This is a genomic window from Nitrosospira multiformis (assembly GCF_900103165.1).
GTDB classification, from domain to species: Bacteria; Pseudomonadota; Gammaproteobacteria; order Burkholderiales; family Nitrosomonadaceae; genus Nitrosospira; species Nitrosospira multiformis_D.
Genome location: NZ_FNKY01000001.1, coordinates 2,626,997 through 2,647,236, shown reverse-complemented (window position 1 = coordinate 2,647,236; position 20,240 = coordinate 2,626,997). Strand labels below are relative to the sequence as shown.

General features: G+C 53.8%; 23 protein-coding genes. 5 read left to right on the top strand and 18 right to left on the bottom strand.

The features are described from left to right. Nucleotides 1–23 precede the first annotated feature (23 nt). A complete protein-coding gene (locus BLR00_RS11975; RefSeq protein ID WP_218124330.1) occupies nucleotides 24–1,061 on the bottom strand; it encodes a methyltransferase in 1,038 nt (345 codons plus the stop codon). A 274-nt stretch (nucleotides 1,062–1,335) separates the two neighbouring features. Between BLR00_RS11975 and BLR00_RS11970 the strand changes: the two genes are divergently transcribed. Then, the gene (locus BLR00_RS11970) at nucleotides 1,336–1,722 is read left to right on the top strand and encodes a hypothetical protein (protein WP_074632925.1); all 387 of its coding nucleotides are present in this window, start codon (nucleotides 1,336–1,338) and stop codon (nucleotides 1,720–1,722) included. A gap of 330 nt (nucleotides 1,723–2,052) precedes the next feature. Here BLR00_RS11970 and BLR00_RS11960 read toward each other — a convergent pair whose 3' ends face one another. From BLR00_RS11960 to BLR00_RS11915, 9 genes are all read right to left on the bottom strand, one after another. Beyond that, entirely contained in the window at nucleotides 2,053–2,544 is a 492-nt protein-coding gene (locus BLR00_RS11960) for a hypothetical protein (protein WP_074632922.1), read from the bottom strand. A 384-nt stretch (nucleotides 2,545–2,928) separates the two neighbouring features. Beyond that, entirely contained in the window at nucleotides 2,929–4,011 is a 1,083-nt protein-coding gene (locus BLR00_RS11950; protein WP_074632916.1) for a DNA topoisomerase IB, read from the bottom strand. Nucleotides 4,012–4,093: 82 nt separating this feature from the next. Beyond that, a complete protein-coding gene (locus tag BLR00_RS11945; RefSeq protein WP_074632913.1) occupies nucleotides 4,094–5,368 on the bottom strand; it encodes a c-type cytochrome in 1,275 nt (424 codons plus the stop codon). After that, nucleotides 5,365–6,096 carry a c-type cytochrome gene (locus tag BLR00_RS11940; protein WP_074632910.1) on the bottom strand — a complete coding sequence of 244 codons (732 nt, stop codon included), beginning with the start codon at nucleotides 6,094–6,096 and terminating at the stop codon, nucleotides 5,365–5,367. Before BLR00_RS11940 ends, BLR00_RS11945 begins: the two co-directional genes overlap by 4 nt. A gap of 82 nt (nucleotides 6,097–6,178) precedes the next feature. After that, entirely contained in the window at nucleotides 6,179–6,505 is a 327-nt protein-coding gene (locus BLR00_RS11935) for a metal-sensitive transcriptional regulator (RefSeq protein WP_368086149.1), read from the bottom strand. After that, nucleotides 6,489–6,698 (bottom strand): heavy-metal-associated domain-containing protein, encoded by a 210-nt coding sequence (locus tag BLR00_RS11930; protein WP_074632907.1) that lies wholly within the window; start codon nucleotides 6,696–6,698, stop codon nucleotides 6,489–6,491. The genes BLR00_RS11935 and BLR00_RS11930 overlap by 17 nt, the downstream gene beginning before the upstream one ends. A gap of 39 nt (nucleotides 6,699–6,737) precedes the next feature. After that, complete coding sequence (locus tag BLR00_RS11925) at nucleotides 6,738–9,152, bottom strand: heavy metal translocating P-type ATPase (RefSeq protein WP_074632904.1); 2,415 nt, start codon at nucleotides 9,150–9,152, stop codon at nucleotides 6,738–6,740. A gap of 45 nt (nucleotides 9,153–9,197) precedes the next feature. Next, a complete protein-coding gene (locus BLR00_RS11920) occupies nucleotides 9,198–10,283 on the bottom strand; it encodes an urease accessory protein UreH domain-containing protein (protein ID WP_074634288.1) in 1,086 nt (361 codons plus the stop codon). A 202-nt stretch (nucleotides 10,284–10,485) separates the two neighbouring features. Then, a complete protein-coding gene (locus tag BLR00_RS11915) occupies nucleotides 10,486–11,895 on the bottom strand; it encodes an alginate export family protein (protein WP_256324137.1) in 1,410 nt (469 codons plus the stop codon). Here BLR00_RS11915 and BLR00_RS17065 point away from each other — a divergent pair. The 3 genes from BLR00_RS17065 (at nucleotide 11,885) to BLR00_RS11910 (ending at nucleotide 13,606) form a co-directional block, all read left to right on the top strand. After that, the gene (locus BLR00_RS17065; RefSeq protein WP_256324136.1) at nucleotides 11,885–12,259 is read left to right on the top strand and encodes a hypothetical protein; all 375 of its coding nucleotides are present in this window, start codon (nucleotides 11,885–11,887) and stop codon (nucleotides 12,257–12,259) included. The two genes, BLR00_RS11915 and BLR00_RS17065, sit on opposite strands and share 11 nt — an antisense overlap. Before the next feature lie 331 nt (nucleotides 12,260–12,590). Beyond that, complete coding sequence (locus BLR00_RS17060) at nucleotides 12,591–12,725, top strand: hypothetical protein (RefSeq protein WP_256324135.1); 135 nt, start codon at nucleotides 12,591–12,593, stop codon at nucleotides 12,723–12,725. Between the two features lie 50 nt (nucleotides 12,726–12,775). Beyond that, complete coding sequence (locus BLR00_RS11910; protein ID WP_074632902.1) at nucleotides 12,776–13,606, top strand: Cof-type HAD-IIB family hydrolase; 831 nt, start codon at nucleotides 12,776–12,778, stop codon at nucleotides 13,604–13,606. 69 nt (nucleotides 13,607–13,675) lie between these two features. Here the strand turns inward: BLR00_RS11910 and BLR00_RS11905 are convergent, their stop codons facing one another. The 3 genes from BLR00_RS11905 to BLR00_RS16450 form a co-directional block, all read right to left on the bottom strand. Next, nucleotides 13,676–14,119, bottom strand: coding sequence for a peptidase associated/transthyretin-like domain-containing protein (locus tag BLR00_RS11905; protein ID WP_074632899.1), 444 nt, complete (start codon nucleotides 14,117–14,119; stop codon nucleotides 13,676–13,678). A 100-nt stretch (nucleotides 14,120–14,219) separates the two neighbouring features. After that, on the bottom strand, nucleotides 14,220–14,591 hold the full coding sequence (locus BLR00_RS11900; protein WP_074632897.1) for a hypothetical protein: 372 nt from the start codon (nucleotides 14,589–14,591) through the stop codon (nucleotides 14,220–14,222). Nucleotides 14,592–14,846: 255 nt separating this feature from the next. Then, nucleotides 14,847–15,077, bottom strand: a complete 231-nt coding sequence (locus BLR00_RS16450) for a hypothetical protein (protein ID WP_074632894.1) — start codon at nucleotides 15,075–15,077, stop codon at nucleotides 14,847–14,849. A 44-nt stretch (nucleotides 15,078–15,121) separates the two neighbouring features. Between BLR00_RS16450 and BLR00_RS11890 the strand changes: the two genes are divergently transcribed. Then, a complete protein-coding gene (locus BLR00_RS11890; RefSeq protein WP_074632891.1) occupies nucleotides 15,122–15,913 on the top strand; it encodes a hypothetical protein in 792 nt (263 codons plus the stop codon). Nucleotides 15,914–16,275: 362 nt separating this feature from the next. On the opposite strand, the gene BLR00_RS11885 is transcribed toward BLR00_RS11890, so the two are convergent. From BLR00_RS11885 to BLR00_RS11865, 5 genes are all read right to left on the bottom strand, one after another. Further along, nucleotides 16,276–17,211, bottom strand: a complete 936-nt coding sequence (locus BLR00_RS11885; RefSeq protein WP_074632889.1) for a bile acid:sodium symporter family protein — start codon at nucleotides 17,209–17,211, stop codon at nucleotides 16,276–16,278. Nucleotides 17,212–17,229: 18 nt separating this feature from the next. Continuing rightward, nucleotides 17,230–17,946, bottom strand: coding sequence for a class I SAM-dependent methyltransferase (locus BLR00_RS11880; protein ID WP_074632888.1), 717 nt, complete (start codon nucleotides 17,944–17,946; stop codon nucleotides 17,230–17,232). A 175-nt stretch (nucleotides 17,947–18,121) separates the two neighbouring features. Then, on the bottom strand, nucleotides 18,122–18,379 hold the full coding sequence (locus BLR00_RS11875; RefSeq protein WP_074632887.1) for a hypothetical protein: 258 nt from the start codon (nucleotides 18,377–18,379) through the stop codon (nucleotides 18,122–18,124). A 390-nt stretch (nucleotides 18,380–18,769) separates the two neighbouring features. After that, nucleotides 18,770–19,180: a nitrosocyanin gene (locus tag BLR00_RS11870; protein WP_074632881.1), complete on the bottom strand. Its 411-nt coding sequence runs from the start codon at nucleotides 19,178–19,180 to the stop codon at nucleotides 18,770–18,772. Between the two features lie 583 nt (nucleotides 19,181–19,763). Then, nucleotides 19,764–20,069 carry a hypothetical protein gene (locus BLR00_RS11865; protein ID WP_074632878.1) on the bottom strand — a complete coding sequence of 102 codons (306 nt, stop codon included), beginning with the start codon at nucleotides 20,067–20,069 and terminating at the stop codon, nucleotides 19,764–19,766. Nucleotides 20,070–20,240 lie beyond the last annotated feature (171 nt).

The following is a 20,240-nucleotide window of genomic DNA, read 5'->3' as shown; positions in this document are numbered from 1 at the left end:
GCACCCCGAACTAGCTCCTCGTTCTATTTGATTCCGATAACCATGGAATCCGGTCCGGTCAGCGGCTCGACGCGTGTGATGGAGAACCCGGCCTCACTCATCCAGGCCTTGCAGTCAACACCCGTGTAATCGAAACCTCCCGGCGTTTCGATCAGCATGTTCAGGCTCATCATCAGCCCGAAGGCATTCTGTGAACGGTCATCGTCAATGATGGTCTCGTAGACAATAAGGGCGCCGCCTGCGGGAATAGCTTCGAACGCTTTCCGGATGAGCATTTTTTTGGTGGGCAGATCCCAGTCGTGCAGGATATGTCCCATCAGCACAACGTCTGCTTTCGGGAGATCATGCTTGAAGAAATCGCCCGGCATGAACGTGAGCCGGTCTGCGACGCTCATGGCTGCGGTGTATTGCTGAAAGATTGGCGCAACTTCGGGCAAATCAAATCCCACCCCGCGCAGGTGAGGGTTGGCGAGCGCAATCTGTACGGCAAGATCTCCCTGTGCAGTGCCTACATCGATAAACGTTTGGTAATCTTTCCAGGGAAAAAGACGGGCGATCACGGTATTGGATGCATGGCTGACACCGGTCATCGCGGAGAGAAATTCCTTCAGACGTGCGGGATCAGCATAAAGTGTTTCAAAAAGGCCGGCGCCGCCGGTCTTGCACTCGTTCTGCGGCTGACCGGTGCGCAACGCCTCGGTGAGATCAGCCCAGAATGGATAGAGGCGGTGATTCGCCATCTCAAGAATGCCACCTATGTAGGATGGCTTATTCCGGTCGAGGAACAGATCGGTCTCGAGCGTATTGCTGTAGCGGCCGCCCTCACGCTTGAGGAAGCCGAGCGCCAGCAACGCATCAAGGAAATCATGTGCCGAGCGGGGATGCAGGCCGAGCCTTTCGCTGAGCGAATCCAGGCTCGCGGGTCCGCGCGATAACTCGGTGAAAATACCCATCTCGACAGCGCTGAGCAGCGTTTTTGATGCCCAGAAAGCCATGCCGGTCTGCAATATTTTTTCGGGGGTAGGGTGATCCTGCATGATGGCTCCAGATGAACAAGTCATTGTAATGGAATATATCTGCTTCGATTAGCTGTTATTGCGTAACAACAAATTCTGCTACATTTTTAACCCGTCTCGGGATTTTTTTACCCGTTATTTCCGCGATCCAGTGAAATAGCCGGGCACAAGATTTCATGGATGTACTTCAGTACAATTTTCAACGTGTCCAAAATCCGTAAGATGAATGATAGGGCACTTGGCGGCGACATATCTCCGGTAACGGAAACCGCGCCGGAGTGAATGGCAAGTCTTGAATTGCTTACGGAGGAGTGATGTCATGGAAGGTCAATCCAAGCGCGTTTCCACGCAAATCGCGAAGTCAATTCCTCAGGCGGTGCCGCTTCTCATGCCGATAAGCCGCTGGAAGAGCGACGCTATCGGCATTACCGCATATGTGTTCGAGGAATCGGAAGTCACCCTGCGCCAGTCTGGATTGGTGCCGGAGTGGGTCGGTTATCCCCCCAAATGCCCGGGTTCCGGCATCGCTGTACCGGCTCATCATTTTTTCCCCAGTTATCTGAAGCTACTGAGGCTGCAAAGCGGTCGTCTGCGTCTTGTCATTGATGCTCGCGCCGTGCTGAAGGGAGACACCTCTTTCCAGAGACTGCTTTGCAACCTGCTGGCTGATACCAAACTTTCCCTGGTGAAAGGGGAGCCTGTATGAATGGCCGGAATTAGCGTACGTGAATTCGCGGAGAAGGGGACAAGGTGCGAGCGGATTTAGGGCCTGTTAACACTTATTTCGCACCCGCGACGGCGACGAATTTCATCCAGCACGAGGCATGAGCCGCGCGGCGGAGCAGGCCTCCGTAAGCGGCGAGTAACGAAGGGCTGGATGAAATCCGTCCCGTCCCTTCGGGTTGCTACACAAAAAACGCGGCATCCGCGTTTTTTGTGTAGCAACGCGGGTGCGAAATAAGTGTTAACAGGCCCTAGGATAAACCCGTCAAGGATGACGGGTTTTTTACTTAACTATCAAACCAGCCAAGCCCAATCAGTGGTGCGTATGGTGATGTGGATCACCGCTATCCGCCTGTGGTTTGGCAGCTTTAGTTTTCATGGCGAGCTTGGCCTTGGGTTTGAGCGGGGTAAAACTGGCTGAGTATGCTTCCTGCCCCGGGAGTTCAACGAATACGGTGACTACTGTCTCAGGCTTGATGGAAAATTCGCCCGTCCCTTTGAGGATATTGTCGCCCGCCTGCTCCAGTTTGACCGAGGTTCTGGCTTTGCCTTTACCGGTTTGAATAGTCGCCTTCCCCGAGCCGCCTTCGGCGCTCAGCTTGCTGTTGGCATGATCCATCACATAAAGCACGATTTCCTTATCCTTGGCGACAAGCTCCAGATGATAAGGTCCGGACATCCGCATCTGTCCGCCATGGGGCGACTCGACGGAATCAAAATATTCTTCGGTATGTGCGGCGGCAAACAGGGATGCCCCCATCAGCGCGGTGCCAATCAAAAACGTAGCGACTCGTAATATGTTCATTTATGTTCTCCTGGGATTATGCAAAATTCGGTTAAGTTTCATGAGTGATTCTTGACGGCTTGACTGTATACCTTGTGGGGGTATATGTCAATACCTATATAGGGTATATGTTGCGTTAAACAAAAAGATATTCCGGATAAAAGATAACAAACAATAAATTGTCATATGATTGATCCCGCAGCCTATGCGGGGCGCTGTAAAAAAAACGGCTGCCGACTGGTTTCCAGCGTTTCGCTGAATGAATCCAGATGAGAATTAGACAGGGTTGATATCCATCAATTCCATGGTGCGGCAATATGCCACATGCGTCATTTTGCCGCATTGACTCGTTAATTCGCCGGCTCGGCGGGGTTGTTTTGCTGGTGCGAAGTATGTGCCGGAGCGTTATTCAGACTGTGCTCGACGAAGAAATGCGAGAGCCATGCACTCCAATTCTCCGCGGATGCCCTCCGATTCCTCGCGCATACACTGCTGGAGAACGCCCGTTTGCCATGCGGAGAATATCAGGGGATTGATGTAGGATTTTCGGCAGACTGCAACGGTATTGCGCAACTCTTCAGCAACCTTTTTTATTGCGGTGACGATGCAGGCTCTGAGGGCGCGTTTTGTTGGAGGTTCGGGCAATGGCGTATCCAGCATCAGCTCAAACGCTCTCAGCGTAGCGCCCCATGTCCGGAAATCCTTGGCAGTGAACTCGGCACCCATGATTTCGCGCAGGTAGCCGTTTACGTGCTCCGAGCCTATGGGATGAGGCTTGCCTGCCTCATCCAGGTATTTGAAAAGATGCTGACCGCGCAATTGCTGGCAATCGCGTATGATTTTGACGATACGCGGGTTATCAACATCGACTTCATGCTCGACACCGCTCTTGCCGCGGAATTTCAGCCGTGCGTGCCGCTGGCTGACGGCAGCAAGATGACGTTTACGTAGCGTGGTGAGGCCGAAGCTGCGATTGTCGCGTGCATAGGACAGATTGCCAATTCGTACCCGGGTGGTATCCAGCAAGCTCACGATAGCTGCCAGAATTTTTTCCCGGGGCAGACCTCGACGCCTCAGGTCACGCTGCAAGCATTGCCGAAGCCCAGGCAGCGCTTCGCCGAATTCCACCATTCGATCAAATTTGATACCGTCGCGCGCCACACGCCAGCCGGGGTGATAACGATACTGCTTACGCTTGCGCGCATCGATCCCTGTGGCCTGCAAATGGCCCTGCGCGTGAAGGCAGATCCATACGTCCGTATAGGCCGGAGGGATTGCCAGCCTGGCGATACGTTCAAGCTCACCCTTATCGATCAGTATTTTCTTATCGGGACCGATGTAATGAAATCCACGGCCCCGGCGTATTCTCCGGATGCCGGGCTCATTATCCGAAACGTATAATAGCCCTGCCGCTGCCGCCTGTGCGGCCAGGTCGTCCAACGCCAACGCCAGGGTGCTCGATCCATTCTTGTCATGCTGAACCGTCACGCGTCTGCGTTCCCATTATGGTGACAGGAATGCAGCCCAGGGACGTTGCAATCTTTTGAACGGTCAATCACCCGATTCAGGCTCACTGCGCACCCTTCCTGCTCCGGTCGACCTGGACCGCCGTTACCAGGCTGCCACGATTGCCCCATGCGTTACGAATATACGATAAGACCAGCGCGATCTCTTCATCGGGCAGGATTTGCGCAAACGGCGGCATGCCGTAGGGGCGCGGGCTGCTTTCCGTGACGGGTGCATAACCGCCATTGAGTATGCTGCGAATTGCGTTAATCGGAGCGGCGAGGGTGACGCCACGGTTGCCTGCCAGCGCCGGATAAATGCCGGGCGCACCTTGCCCGAAGCTTCCATGGCAATCCTGACAATATTTCTCGTAAATCTCGCCGCCGCGCCGAAGCTGCCTATCCACCTCATCGGTAAGCTCGGGGGCCGTTCCCCTGGAATGTGGAGCGCTTCCAGGCAGTGACTTGAGGTAGGTAGCCATGGCGCGAGCATCATCCGGCGTCAGATGCTGCAGGCTTTGGCTGACTACGTCGGCCATCGGCCCTGTTGCGACTGCCCGGGATGACAGGCCTGTCTTGAGTAGTTGGACGATATCATCCAGCGGCCAGTCCGAAGCGCTGCCCTCCTGGAGAGACGTCAGGGAGGGTGCATACCAGTTCGAACCCATGAGTTGTCCTCCTCCCAGCACATTGCCCTGGCTCACACCCAGCGGATTTCGTGTTGTGTGGCACGCATTGCAATGTCCGAGCCCTTGCACGAGATAAGCGCCACGGTTCCATTCATCGTTCTTTGCGGTCTCGGGTTTATAAACGCCTTGTTCGAAGTAGAGGGCGCGCCAGACATACAGGAGCGGGCGCAGATTGAAGGGGAAATTGATCCGGCTCGGTGGATTGCGTTGCGAGACGGGGGGAAGTGATTGAAGGTAGGCGAAGATCGCATCGGCATCCTCGCGTGTCACCTTTGTGTAATCCGTGTAGGGAAAAGCCGGGTATAAGGGGCTGCCGTCGCGTGCCTTGCCGTCATGCAGCGCGCGCCAGAAATCCTGCTCGGTCCATTGTCCGATACCGGTTTCCGGATCGGGCGTGATATTAGGCGTGATGAATGTTCCGATTGACGTGGCAAGGACATGCCCCCCCGCGTAAGGCCTGCCATCCTGGGCGGTATGGCATCCCATGCAATTACCGGCTTGCGCGAGGTAGGCACCTTTTGCCCGTAGGCTTGCGGGGTCCTCAGTCTTTGACACCGGTGATTCGTTCACCGGTGGCCGATTCATCGGCGCCAGGAACAGGCCAAGACCTATGAGCCCGGCAAGTGCGGCAGCGATGACAACAGGTTTCATCGCGATCCCCCGGATTGCAGGACGATGCTGCCGCAGCGCTTGGCGAGTTTGTCGGGAAGGGCTGCCACCGGGCCTTCATGCTTCAAAGCGGTTTCGGAGACCGGCTGCGCGGCTAGCCACGCTGCAATGGCGCTTGCTTCGTCGGTAGTAAGCTGTTTTGCAATTTCCGACATGCAGTCGGGTGTCTGTCCTCGCATCAAGCCGCCATTCTGCCAGTTGCCGAACTGGGCGATAATGTAGACGCGTGGCAGACCCAGCAGGCCGGGGATGAAAGGCGCGGTTCCCATCAGGTCCTTGCCATGACATTCAACGCAGGCGGGTATTTTCCGTGCGGGATCGCCCAGCGTTACGAGTCTTCGAGCCAGTTTGATTTCGGTGGGCGAGGAGATCAGCGGCTCGGGCGGGGGAAAAGCCTGTTTCAGCGAAGCGAAATAGGCGGCCATATCCCGCAGGTATTGATCGGGCAAATTTTCCAGCAACAATCCCATGGGCCGGTAATGGCGCCGGCCGTCCCGAAAATTGCGCAATTGATTGAAAAGATAGCCTTCAGGCTTGCCCGCGATACGTGGATAATACGCATCCCGGCCCTCCTTGTCCTCCGGACCATGACAGGCAATACAGGCTTTTACCCGCTCCGCCATCGTGTCGGGCGCATCAACCGGGGGAATATTGGCGGTGATAGCGGGTCCGGCAAACAACAAAAAAGCGATCAGGACAAATCGTGTCATTACGTTTCCTACCGGTTCGTCTTTATCGGACGCACGACAGCAGCAAGTAGCCAGCCTGAAATACCATGCTTTGCCGCCACTGCTACCGTGCGAATTTTCGTACTACCGCCATCAGTTCATCGATTGCCTCATCGCCTTTACCCGACTTGATGGCACCTTGCATGCAGCCGTGGGTATGATTCTCCAATAACAGCATGGCAACGGCGTCGAGCGCGGATTGCAGCGCGGAGACCTGGTTCAGGATATCCACGCAATAACGATCTTCCGCTATCATCTTGTTGACGCCGCGCACCTGACCCTCGATGCGGTTGAGGCGCTTCATCAGGGCTTCCTTGTCAGGTTGCACCACCATCTGCGGCGCATGGCACGGTTCCTTTCCAGGAGACAATTTTTTAGTTGACGACTTCAAAACCGGCCTCCTTGATAGCATCCTTGAACTGGTTAGGGCTGGTTGCGGCTGCGTCGTACTGGATCACGGCCTGTTTCTGTTCAAGAGAAACATCCGCGCCATTCACGCCAGGTATCTTCTCCAATACGTTCTTCACGCTGTTGACACAGCCCATGCAGGTCATTCCCTTGATTTTTATGATTTCCGTTTGCATTTCATGACTCCTTTCAGTTAAGTTGAATGAATGTTCCGCTCACGTACCCGCCCGCCATCGTTTCAGCAACAATGAATTGCTGACTACCGATACCGAACTCATTGCCATTGCCGCACCCGCGATTACGGGATTAAGCAATCCTATCGCCGCCAGGGGTATACCCAGTACGTTGTAGATGAAGGCAAAGAATAGATTCTGGCGGATTTTTCCCAGCGTTGCGCGCGAGAGCGAAATGGCGTCAGCCACGCTCATCAAGTCATTACGCATGAGGGTGATGTCGGCGGCTTCAATCGCCACGTCGGAACCCGCGCCGATGGCGAAACCTACGTCGGCCGCGGCCAGTGCCGGGGCATCGTTGATGCCGTCGCCCACCATGCCGATGAATTTGCCGCCGATCTTCATCTTTTTCACTTCGGCGGCTTTGTCTTGCGGCAGCACCTCGGCGCGATAAGTGCTAATCCCCACCTGCTTCGCAATGGCAGCGGCAGTGGCGGGATTATCGCCGGTCAGCATGATGACTTCGACACCCATTGATTGCAGTCGTTTTACCGCTTGTACGGAAGTGCTGCGCAACCGGTCGGCAATGGCAAGATAACCGAGAACTTCGAAAGTACCCAAAGTACCCAACGTACCTTTAGGCGAAGCGGCCACGCCGATGACGGTTTTACCTTCGCCCTGGAGAACAGCTATCGAATCGTCATTCGCCAGCACGCCATGCTCCTGTAGAAATCTGGGTGAACCGAGGATATAGTCAATGCCATCGATGCGGGCCGTGATTCCGCTGCCGGTGACAGCGGTAAAATCAGTTACTGTCTGGGGCCGGATATTCATGCTGACCGCATGTTCCATCACCGCTTTTGCCAGGGGATGTTCCGAGCCTTGTTCCAGCGTCGCCGCAACCTGCATCAGCGCGTGCTCTGAGCTCGATCGTGCCGGAACAATATCCGTAACCGCCGGTTTACCTTCCGTGAGCGTGCCGGTTTTGTCCACGATCAACACCTGAATTTTCTCCGCCTGCTCCAGCGCGGCGGCATTTTTCACCAGCACGCCGGCTTGCGCGCCGCGCCCCGCCCCGACCATGATCGCGGTGGGCGTGGCCAGTCCCAACGCACAGGGACAGGCAATGACGAGCACCGCCACGGCGTTGACGAGCGCCGGAACGAATTCGCCCGCCAGCCACCATGTAAAGATCAGCGTCAGGGTACTGATGATCACCACCACCGGCACGAATATGCCCGAAATGACGTCGGCCAATCGCTGGATCGGCGCCTTGGAACCCTGTGCTTCTTCCACCAGACGAATGATGGCCGCAAGCTGGGTATGCGCGCCGACACTGGTGGCGCGGCATTTGAGCAGCCCCTGCTGGTTCAGGGTGGCCGCATAAACCCTGGCCCCTGCCTGTTTTGTGATTGGCAGGCTTTCGCCGGTCAGCATCGCCTCATTCACACTGGAAGCGCCTTCGATGACAACGCCATCCACCGGCAGATTCTCGCCGGGGCGCACGATAAAAATATCGCCAACCTTGAGCGAGTTTGCATCAACTTCGACGACCACACCGTCGCGCTCCACCCGGGCGATTTTTGGCTGCAACTTGATGAGTGCTTCAATGGCCGCTGAAGTTTTGCCCTTGGCGCGGGCTTCCATCAGTTTGCCCAACAATACCAGGGTGATAATGGCCGCGCTTGCCTCGAAATAGACATGCTGATTCAGTGACAGCAACGTAACCACCGCGCTGAAAAAGTATGCCATGCTGGTGCCCAGCGCGACCAGCACATCCATGTTGGCGCCACCCCCGCGCAACGCATGCCATGCGGCGATATAGAAGCGCTTGCCTACCCAGAACTGTACCGGCGTTGCCAGCAGAAGCTGCAGCCAGCGCGGTACGAATTCCGCATGGTCGCCCCAGAACATGGGACCCATCTGCAGCATCAGCGGCAAGGTAAGCGCCGCCGAAATCCAGAACATGCGAAGTTCCGCATGGTACGCGGCAAGTTTCCGTGCTTTCTCTTCGGCTCGGCTGGCCTCACTGATTTCTCTGGCGCCATAGCCTGCCTTGGCAACGGCGGCGACCAGGTCATTCATCGTTACACCGGCACCGGGGTTCAGGCTGACGTGCGCTATTTCCGTGGCCAGATTGACGGTGGCGGTAACGCCGGGCAGTTTGTTCAGCGCCTTTTCGATACGTCCGCTGCATGCGGCGCATGTCATTCCGCTGATTTGCAGTTGTATCGATTGCGGTGCGACATGAAACCCCGCTTTTTCGATCGAGCGGACGAGCTCTTCAGGCAGGGTGGCTGTGTCATCGAACTCCACGCGCGCTTTTTCATTGGCGAAGTTGACCACCGCACGCACGCCCGGCAGCTTGTTCAGATTCTTTTCGATGCGCGCCGCGCAGGCAGTGCAGGTCATGCCTTCGATGGGCAGTTCGAGTTGTTTAAGTGCGAGTGTATTCATAGATATTTTCCATCCATCTGGTCTCATTCATGGCAGTCGCGTCACTTAACGCTGCCGGGTAGTGCCACCTGATTCAAGATGATTACCCGCGGGTGTTGCCTGCTGCCAGCGGGCCGACAGCGAGTTGAAGTCATAACCGGACCCGGTCAGTTTGAGTCCCCGATCCGCCATCATCAGGCCCATGGCGATAACCATGATGGCGGATGCACGTACCAGCAGATTGATGATGTCGCGTGATACGGAACTGGCGATCAGCCCGAAACTTAGAAGCGGCACCAGGGTGCCTAGACCAAAAAAGAACAGCATCATGGCGCCTTCCTGGGCGCTACCGGTACCGGCGGCCATAATGTACATCGCTTGCAGCGGACCGCAACCCAGCATTAAGCCATTTAAAAGCCCGATGGATAAGGGGCTGCGCCGCTGACGCAATTCATTCGATACGCCTCGCACGACAAACCGGGGCAAACGCAGGGTGAAGTTGCGCAATACGGGGAACACATTCAGCATCTTGAGGCCATAGATGATTACGAAAAGACTGGCCGCGAGTGTGACGGCACCCCGCATGACGGGGGTGAAGGCCATGAGGGAACCCAGCAGTCCCAAACTGCCGCCGATAGCCGTATAAGACGCTGTTTTACCGGTGGCGTACATCAGATGCGCCATTGCCGTGGTACTGGCGGTGCGTGGTTCGATAGCCGCCGCATAACCCACCACAAAACCGCCGCACATGCCGATACAGTGAAACCCGGTAAAGAATCCGATAGAGAACAGCATGGCGTAGCCAAGTTGAGGACTCATCTCTCCCACTAAACCCGGGATCATGCTCTTGCCCCAGAATGTCATGCCACCCACCACCAGCAGGAAGGTGAGAAAAATCAGTGCATTTCGTATCGCGTGGCCGGAAGATTCCGTGAATGCACTTTCGAATTCATAACCTTTTTCTTCGATCGCATGCCGAATGCCGCTTTCCCCTATGGATTTGCTGTCGAACTCAATATCGACAGTTTGCTTGACATAGTCTGCATTGACTTTCCGTATGCCAGGCAAGTGACCCACCGCATTCTCGATGGTTTCCTCGCAACCGGTGCAGTGCATACCTTTGACTTTCAGATGAGCCGATTTGGCAGCCATTTTGTATACCCTAACGCTTTCGTTGACGATATCATCAATTTGATCCGCTTCCGGAAATCCACCAGATTTCGCGCCCAAGTGAAAGTACGTGCCTTGAAGCGAGTTATCGAGTGGTTTCTCACAATTTCGATTCCACTGTATACTATACCAGGGTATATGTCAATACCCCATTAGGGTATATGAAATCAACATCTGATGCCTGTCAAAACCGCATATTGTATTGGACATAGAAGAGATCGGGGGAGACACCCGGAGCGGTGGCTTTGAGGAAATTGCCGGCAAAGAGTTTCGAATAGCCGACCAGGATATCCTGTTGGCGGTTGACGTGGATATTGAAACGGAAGTCGATTTCATCGCCGACGTAACCGCCCGCCTGGCCGGTGACATCGCGCAGGGTGGCGGCGCCGGCGGCGTTGTACAGAAAGTCCTGCTTGTTGGCCAGATAGAAGCGGTGGTACTGGGCGGTAAAGGTGGCCCAGGGCTGGGGATGCAGATTGATCTGGGCATTGAAATCATGGATATTCTGGCGGCCCACGCGGTCGATCCAGCCCAGATAATAGTTCCCGAAAGGGAAGAGCTGGTTGAAGGTATTGCGCGCGCCGTCATTGGGATTCTTGTCGCCGGAGGCAAAGTCATAGCGCAGCCAGAACTGGGGATTCATGGGCGCCCCCTTGAAATGATAGCCGGCGCCGGAGGCGACCGCGAAGGCCGAGATATCCTGATTCGAGTACTGGCCGAACTGGTACATGCCCTCCAACTCATAGAGGAACTGATTGTAGTCGCCGGCCAGGCGCCCGCCAAGCGTATGCGTGTTCGAATTGCCCATGAGGCCGTTGCTGCCGATCGCCCGGTTGCGATTATCATCCAGGCTCAGGAAATACATATCGACCAGCTGGCCTTTCATGGGCTTGTAGGTGCCCCATAAACCGAAGAACTCCTGCTTCGTATCCCAATTATCGAAGTGGCTCTGTTGCGTAATCATCGGCCGCACCCAGAAAGCGTCCAGATCAAAAGTAGGCGTGCGCCAGAAGGCCTTGGCGCCCTGGAAGGTGCGCCGCGTATTCACCCAGTCCAGGGTGGAAATCAATCGCTGCGACCCGTAGAGCAATTCCTGGCGGCCGACGCGCAGATAAACGGGACCCTCCTTGACATTCGCCAGCTTGATATCCGCAAACAGATTCAGCATATCCGTGTGATTGACATCGGTGGCGGCGGGTGTCAAGGCCTGACCGAAGGTGCGGGCATCCAGAAACTCGGCGAAGATCCGGACCTTGTCCTGATACCAGAAGTCGGCGTGGAAGCGGCTGCGCATCATGTGGTAATTATCGCTGGTGTTGGTCAAGCGGGCATCGGATTCACGCATGTAGCGGTACCAGAAGCTGCCGCCGAAAGACAGCAGGAAATCCTCCCCCATGTGGATGCGCTTAAGGGGATCGAACAGATCCTTTTCATACCCCGGCTTCTCCATATAGCGGTAATCGATCTCGAAGGCGGGGGTGGTCATGAGGGCATAGGGTGCGTTGGGCGCAACCGGCGGGGCTTGACGCTCATTGCCGGTGACCACATCCCAGAGTGAATAGTATCCCGGGCCGGTTGGCGGGATGGAAAACATACCGGGGCGCGGCGGCGCGGTGACGGGAGGCGCTTTTGACCAATCGAATGGGGCGCCTGCCGTGGGAGTTGCGGGTGCCGCAGCCGGAGCCGCTGGCGTTCCGGCGGCGTTGGCGGCGGGAGCGGGATCCGCCGCGAAAACATGGCACGCCAGTCCCAACGTTCCCGCACCCAGGCACCATTTCAAAAGTGATCCGGGGTTGCGTGCCGGAAATGTCCTGGGTTTGGCAGCGCTTATTCCTTGGGAAATCAGGGGACGGAGTAGATTCATGGTGCTCTTCGAACCATTAACGCAACCTATCCGGTTCATACCCTTGACTTTTACGACTTCTATTTGCATTCGTGACCCCTTTCAGTTAAGTTGAATTAATAGACTGGCTGGACGGTAGCAGTGATGCCGGCCAATTTGTTCGGTGCTTTCTCGACCGTGCGGATCTTCCGCGAATCTTCTTCAGGTAGATATCCAGACCCCCTTTTTTTATTGGTGATTACCGCATTACTTATCTGGATATCAGGCGGTTTCCCAAGATCTGTGGCGTTAACTGTATACGGGGATAGGGTATATGTCAATACCCTATAGGGGTAATGGTATGTAGTTATCACATTGCAGTCGCCGGATCGTGGACGATGGTGGAGAATCAGTGGAAAATATCTCATGTGCCCTATAGTCATCATGAACAATCAAGGAGAATTTTGATGAAACTTTACAACGCTGCTGGCGCCTGTTCGCTTGCCGCACATATCGTATTGCCTGTGTACATTGCGTGTGCCGGTTACGCATTCGAAGTCCACCCGGAAGTGCGGGAAGTGCATAGCGGAAGGTCTTTCTGAAGCCGCCGCAATATAAGCCGGTGTGGAGCCACGACGGCAGGTCGCTAATAGTGTCAAGGCTGCGAGCTATTGCACTCGACGTAGATGGAACATTGCTGGATTCCTCGCATGACATTTCACCTGCGGTAAAAAAATCCATTCATGACATCTGGCAACAAGGGGTTCAGGTCATATTGGCTTCCGGCCGCCACGTGGGCTCCCTGTCGCAGCTCCTCATGGAGTTGGGAGTCGAGGGTTATGTGGTGGCGTTTTCCGGCGGTGCGGTGGCACGTGTCGATTCGAACAAGCGGGTTGAAATTATCCTCCAGCAGCGGCTGGAACTGGCCCATGCGGAGAAAATGGCTCATGAAGCATTAGCTAATGGGTTGAGTGTTGCCTGGTCCACCATGGATCACTGGTACACGCCTGATGCCATGGGTTTGTACCGGCAGGAAGCAAGAGTTTTAAGGCAGGAACCGGTGGTTGTTCCCGGTCTGCGGGGTCTGAACGTGGCGCCTCATAAGCTGCAGATCATGAGTCATAATGCTGAGGGTATCGTTTGTCTCCGGGCCATGCGTGACGCAATCGCATCCCGATGCTCCGCGGTCTTCAGCCATGACTATATGCTCGAGATAATGCCAAAAGGGACAAACAAGGCGGCGGCCCTGACAAAAATCGGACAGTTTCATGGCATAACGCTCAGCGAAATGATGGCTATCGGAGATGCCGAAAACGATATAGAAATGCTGAGACACGCCGGGCTCGGCGTGGCGATGGGCCACGCGCCGGACACCGTCAAGGCGGTTGCTGACTGGATTACGCTGACTAATGGCGAGGACGGAGTTGCTTTCGCGCTTGAGCAGGACTGGCTCCTGCAGCGCTTCTTTGGTGTCCCGGATTAGAGCGGGTTTTTATAGTGATATTCACGTTCCCACCAAACCGTAAGCGTTTTTTATCGGGATAGTCCGGCATTAATCTTTTTTGGCGGCAGGCCAGACTAAAGTAACTTTTTCACTCGGCCCTTTCTGAAGGTTGAGCTTGCGATGAAGAGTGGTCGCGTTATAAGTGGCATCCAGGGAATATTTTCCGGCTGGAAGCTTCACCAGCAGGTAAGGGCCTTCAACGGTCGTATCCAGAACGGTGTTATTCAATTCATCCTTGATGGTTATCTGGGCATCGCTGATGTATCGGGGTCTGGGATCAGCCGCTTGAGTCAGTTCAAGCATCAATGGCCAGGAACCCCTTGCTTTCAGTATTGCTTCCGACTCATCCTTGCCTATGCCTCCTGAGATAAACTGCGTTTGACCTTGCGTTTGCACGGGCGGAAGCGATGGATTTTCTTCAGCGAAACTCAAGGTTGAAAAAATGCAAGTGAAAGCTATCGCTATTTCGCTGATTTTGATTTGAATTTTCATGGAAAATCTTCCTTTCTGAACTCATCAAGCTGAAGGAGTTGTGAATATTTCACGAACCTGAGAGCGCCATTTCGTAACGGGATTGGGGAAAATCTGTCGTTTACTGTGTTATACGTCCGGATATCGCAGATTGTCGCATGATCGTCCCGATTCTGCTGGCGCCCAGCTTCATCGGGGTTTTGGCAAGACAGTCCGTTGTTACGCAGGATGGTAAATAGATACGTTTCGAACTTTTGAGGAGTGCGTTCGGAATTTCCGATTCAAGGCGGAAAAATAAATCGTCCAGCAAATCGTCACTTCCTGGATCGCCACTCAAGCCAGACATATCTATTAATTTGGTTTCTCTCATCATTTGCTCCTTTAAACTTAATAAGCCGGAATGATTGAAATCGGTACCGGCTTTGCACCTCAAACGATCATAGAGGGCCGAGTGGAGCACGAGCTTGATTGCATGAAGATGCGGATCAAGCATCTATTAAACAGTTTCTCACGCTGTAAAAATAAACTCTGTGCGATTCCCCACATACGTAAGTGCGAGAAGAACAATGGGGTAAAAGTTCCGAAGGTGCTCCTGTGGTTGCTATATTCCGCTAACGGAAACAAGCGGGAGACTTGAAAGGGCGGAGGGGTTGGTGTAGCGCAAATGGAAGGATCAAAATGGAAGGATCTAATGGGGCGGCGCAATCATATATTGATTAAGCAAGCGGCCGGTTATTGTTACCGGTCATCAATCCACGGGGCAAACAATGAGTTCCCAGCATACCATGCCAAATTCGAAGGCGTGCTGGTGCTGGTTTTGCATGGGAAGCGCCTGCCCGTTTGCGATGACTATCTCATGGCCACAACCCGTGCATCGGTAAATTCCCGCGTCCGGCACGGTAGTGCCGGGAGGATACTTTTTATCAAACTTGATATGCTGGGATTGAATAAGAAAGCTTGCGTTTTGATAGTGTGCCATGATTGCCCAGGATTGTGATTGACATCCGCTACCGGAATTAAAAAATGATAAATACCCGTGATTGCAATATGACGGGTTTTGGCTGTGTTGAAAATTGGACTGAGGTACATGGGACTGAAGTACACATACGGTGTTTTACCCAAGCCCAAGCGGAATCAAGCGGAGCAAAGAACGATGGTTATAGCGGTAACGATTATCATGGCCAGGCGGACGAGCAAATCACCACTTCTGATGGCAATTTGGAACCCACATCCCGCGGGCAAAGTTCTCGCTTATTTGTCGCCAGAAGTGGCGGTGGCGGCAGTGGCGGCGGTGCGTCGATGCTCATAGCCATTATCGGATTTGTTCTGGTGGCGTTATCCGGATGTTTCAGCTCAAGCTCAAATAACCATCGAGACACCTCTGCACCATCGATTCCCGGGTCTGAACAACCGAAAGCCTTGTCAGAGGCCGAGAGACGTCAAATTGTTGCGAACCGGGTGCGGCACAATCAACAAGCCGGGCTGGTCGATAGTCTTTTGACTCAAGGGACGGTGAAGCTCTCTGGACGGTTGATGACGATAGACCCAACGCCAGCAGGCAGCGGCGCATTCGGCTTCGAGGCTCGCGATAGCAAAGCACGCTATGGATTCATGTGCAGTAACGCTAACGAATTGTACTTTCGCATCAACCGTAATGATGTGAATGGGGCAGCTGGAATGGCTGCTATGCGCAGCCACGCGGACAAGATTACTTTGTACTTTCTATCCCAGGATTGGGATTCCGTTCAAAAATGTTCTCCCGGCTTGTCTTGCGATGGGAGTGTTTGTCCGCTCGCGATAGTCATTTCAACCTAAATCCGGCAGTTGGACGGGGCGGAGTGTGCGATTTTTGGGGTGCAGAGCAAGGCGCAACGACGCGGAATGGTCATTCCATTCCAAGGAGTTGCAACACTGCCATGCGCCGCAAAAACTGTGCAATCTGCCCTGTAGCGGACTCACCCAAAAGGTGAGCGTAAAATAATACGAAATATTGTTATTAATCAAAACGCTGATCTATTAAATGAGCGGTCAACTGCCGGATTTAGGTTCAACCCAGGTAGTTCCACAAATAAATGGGGTCGGCCCGTAAGCCTGTTTTCGCTTGCCTGAAATGACCGGTTTGGTGAAAGCATGATGAAGTTTCGGGCTTTTGGCAATCAGGACGGGAAGTGTCGGGATCACTCTATGTGAGGCCGCGGTGATCGCGTGCGCCATAACACTGCCAGCAGGCTGCCCAGCAAAGAATGCATCACCGCTGAAACCGCGCCCACAACGGGGGCCAGCGGCAGCAACGGGAAGGCCTGTTTGGCCAACACGATGGCGAGACCGGAATTTTGCATGCCCACTTCAATGGAAATCGTACGGGCGCTCTGTTGCTGACAGCCAAAGATGCGGGCGAAGTTATACCCGATCAGAAAACCCCCTCCATGCAACAGCATGGTCGCAAGAATCAATTGAAAGCCATGTTTCAGAATGGCCTCCGCATTGGCGGCAAATACCACGGCACAGATGAAACACACACCCATCACCGATAGCAGCGGCGCCACCGGCATCACGCGCATGACCAGCCGCGGCGCCCAGCGGTTGAGCGCAACGCCCAGTACAACAGGGATGATGACTACCTGGAGAGTTTGCTTGAACAGCAGCCAGGCATCCACTGGCACCAGCGTTCCCGCAAAAAACTGGGTCAGCAGGGGCGTTAAAATGACAGCTGCCAGTGTGGAGCACACTGTCATGACTACCGAAAGCGCCACGTCTGCCCCCGCGATGTAGGTAACCAGATTCGAGGCCGTGCCACCCGGACAACAACCCACAAGGATCAGGCCCACGGCGAAGTGGGGCGGCAGGCTCAGCGCTTGAGCCACTCCCCAGGCCAGCAAGGGCATGATGGAATACTGTGCCGCAAAACCGATCGCCACGGCCTTGGGCAGGCGGGCGATCCTGCGAAAATCCTCGAGGGTCAGCGTCAGGCCCATGCACAACATGATGAAGGCCAGAAGCAATACCATCACCGGCCCCTGATTCAGGGCCGTCAACCAGTGCGGCCAGTACAGGGCTATTGCTCCGGAGAGAATCATCCAAAGCGGGAACAGAAGGGCCAATCGCTGCAGCATGGCGTTGAGCGGGCCGCCTCAGATTTTTTCTAAAGTGGAACGTGAAAATAGAAGGGTGTGGTGCTGTGCGTAGCGACTGATCAGCTGGGTAGAGTGCAAACCGGCTTCGCTGGCCATCCCCCGCAAGGTGGAAAGGCATTCGGGATAATCATGATCATGGACATGGGCGCAAGCTTCTTCCAATTGATCCTTTGGCACCTTCGTCCATGTTTCACGCATGAATTTCAGGTAACCGTCCAGATAACTTTCCCGGTCCTGATTTTCCTCGCGTACCACGTCCACCAGGATCAACCAGCCATTTTCTGCGAGGCAGCGCCCGGCCGCATGGAAAAAGCGCGCCTTTTCATCGGGCGCCAGGTGATGAATCGCAAATCCCGTGAAGATCACATCCCAGGTTTTTTCGGTCGACTCGATCGCCTCCAAAAGATCTCTACGGGTCAGAAAGACCTGACCGGGCAATTCCGCCAGATAGCCACGCGCCTCTGTCAGCGCCGCCTCGGACAAATCCACGCCCTCATATATTACCGGGACAGCCTGCTTCAGGCAGGGAGCCAGGTAGCGTGCGTTGCCGCAACCGAGATCGAGCAGGCGGTAATGACCCTGATCGCCGCGCAGCTTCAGGATATCCTCAATCTTCCTATAGATTTCCCGATGAAACATGTAGTTGTATTCGGTGAGCAAATCATAGAGCGACCAGGAGCGGGTGAAGATGGCGGTGGTTTCGGGAGAGGTCATTGAGCAGGAAATCGATATCAAGAGCGGTTAGGAATTCGTTTATTCATGGGCAAAAAAGTGGTGTGCACTCACTGTTAGCAGCCTGTCGGACTTAAAGGAAATCGGCTGCAAAAGCATCTGACAGGCAGTTTGAGGATGGGTTATCCTGAATTGGAGTGTATGGAAAATATCTTCCCTAGATCCGGCTCTGGCTAGCCAGCAGGGAATGAATGGCGGTTGCCATATTCTCAAGTCCGACGGAGACATGTTCTGAAACATCTGAATTCAGCCACTGGATCCGTGCAGATTCCAATTCTCGTTCGAATGCATCTGGAAAGGCATTGCGTTCGTATGGCGATGAGGCTTTTACCAGGCAAGAAAGCAAAGCCAGTAATGCCAGATTCTCGCCCTTGAGTTCGCATATTTTCACAGTGGCTTCTTGCAAATCTTTCATGGGGGAGATTCCTGTGTAATTGAGGCGATATGAAAGTCACAGCTTATCACGTTGGAATCCCCGCCTTTTTTTAATTAGATATGTTTGTTCTGGATCTTTGGACAAGGAAGCCGAGCGCCTGCACGAGGCATCTCAGTAGTGATTACAGCCTGGGGACTGCTGACCAAGGAGGAGTGATGATGGAGCTTGCCGCATCATCTGAAACTGGCCAAACGCTAAAATCCTGATGGTGTCGCGACCGCCGGCGTCTTATTGGTGCAGAGCTTGGTTGCTTCTGTTGCTTCAACGCGGTTCTTGTGACCGGGCTTACGGCGGTGGAATCAACACGGTATCAGTCCGTCTGTTTCCACCGCCGACCTGCTATTTCGTCATCGTCTACGTAAGGTTTCTTTACTCAATGACATTCAAGGTACCAGGCAGATGGATATTCTTGGGATGGAGTTGGCACCAAATGGTGAAGGCGCCCGCTTTGTTAGCCACAAAAGCAACGGTCTTGGTTTCTCCCGCCTTAATGACTTCCTTGATACCATAGTCGTCGATGGAAAATCCTTCGCTGATGGGAGACTTGTTCTCTATGGTAATCTTTACCGAAGTCCCCTTCTTGACTGCCAATGTCTCGGGTTCGTTGAGAACATTGAAAGCACGAATGTTCTTGACTGTCACCCCTTCGACGTTGAGCTCGGGAATATTGGTGTCGTAGGCATTAATAATTACTTTGAATTTTTGTTCCGCTGCTTGCGCAGTTCCTACTAACAGCAGTCCAAGAGCAAAACCCGCAAACATCGTTTTGGTTATTTTCATGATAACTTTCCTTTCCTCAAATTTACGTTTTTAATGAAACAGCATTCACCTTTTTGATTCCAGTTTGATACTCTAGATGGGATAATCGCGGATGTCAAATCGTGAGCGCCCCGTCAAATATACCGTTGAGATATAGCTTCTTACCCGATTCGATCAACATGTTCTCCCGGCTTTACCGCCATTCTCGCCATTGCCTGCTTCTCGATGGCATCCAGCACGTCATAGGCTTTCCACCGTACCGCACCCACGGCGTCATTTCAGCAGGCTTAAATCCGAGCCTCTCGAAATGACGCACCACAGGAGCAGACCAAAACGATCGATAACCGCATCAAGAAACTTATGGCCGGGACTGGAAGAAGAGAGGACAACCACGGTTTGCCGTAACGCGTAAAGCATAAAGCATAAAGCATAAAGCATAAAGCAATTTACCCGATCCTTATTACAGCATCTTTACATGATCTCCCTGATTTTTCGGACATCATTCGTTTCTTCCAGGACGACGATATGTGTGTGCAAAGAAGTATTCGCCGCCTTTTCGACCAATAGAATAACCATTGGCCTTCAAAATCGTCAAAATCTATCCTTACTCAGTCGCATTTTTGCTGCGATTCTTCAAGTCCACCATGTCTTCGCGGATGCTCTGCTTCTTGATCTTCTTCTCGAGCTTTATCAGACGCTTATTCAGGTCTATGTAGTCTTCGATTTTCATTGCTACAAAAAATCGAGTGGCAGTAATGGCTTCGCTAAGTTCGGTAACTTTAGTGGCTAAATCCGCTCGCGTCTCAGCTTCAGGAATCTCACCCAAGATCCGCTGGATGTGGTTGAAGTACTCGGCGATATCCGTTTCATTCCGGCTTTCGATAGGAGGTTTCAGAGAGGAATTCGGCATAGTTGTTCAAATAGGGGATAAATACTTATCTTGAGTCCTGTTCGGGAATCTTACTAAAGGATGCATGCCGGTCGGCGTTGGAGTTCCGCCCACATTGTCCCTAAAATAGAACCATCCGCTTCTATAATAGCTGGTTTGTCGTTTAAATCCACTGCAGCGCTGAGAGAATCA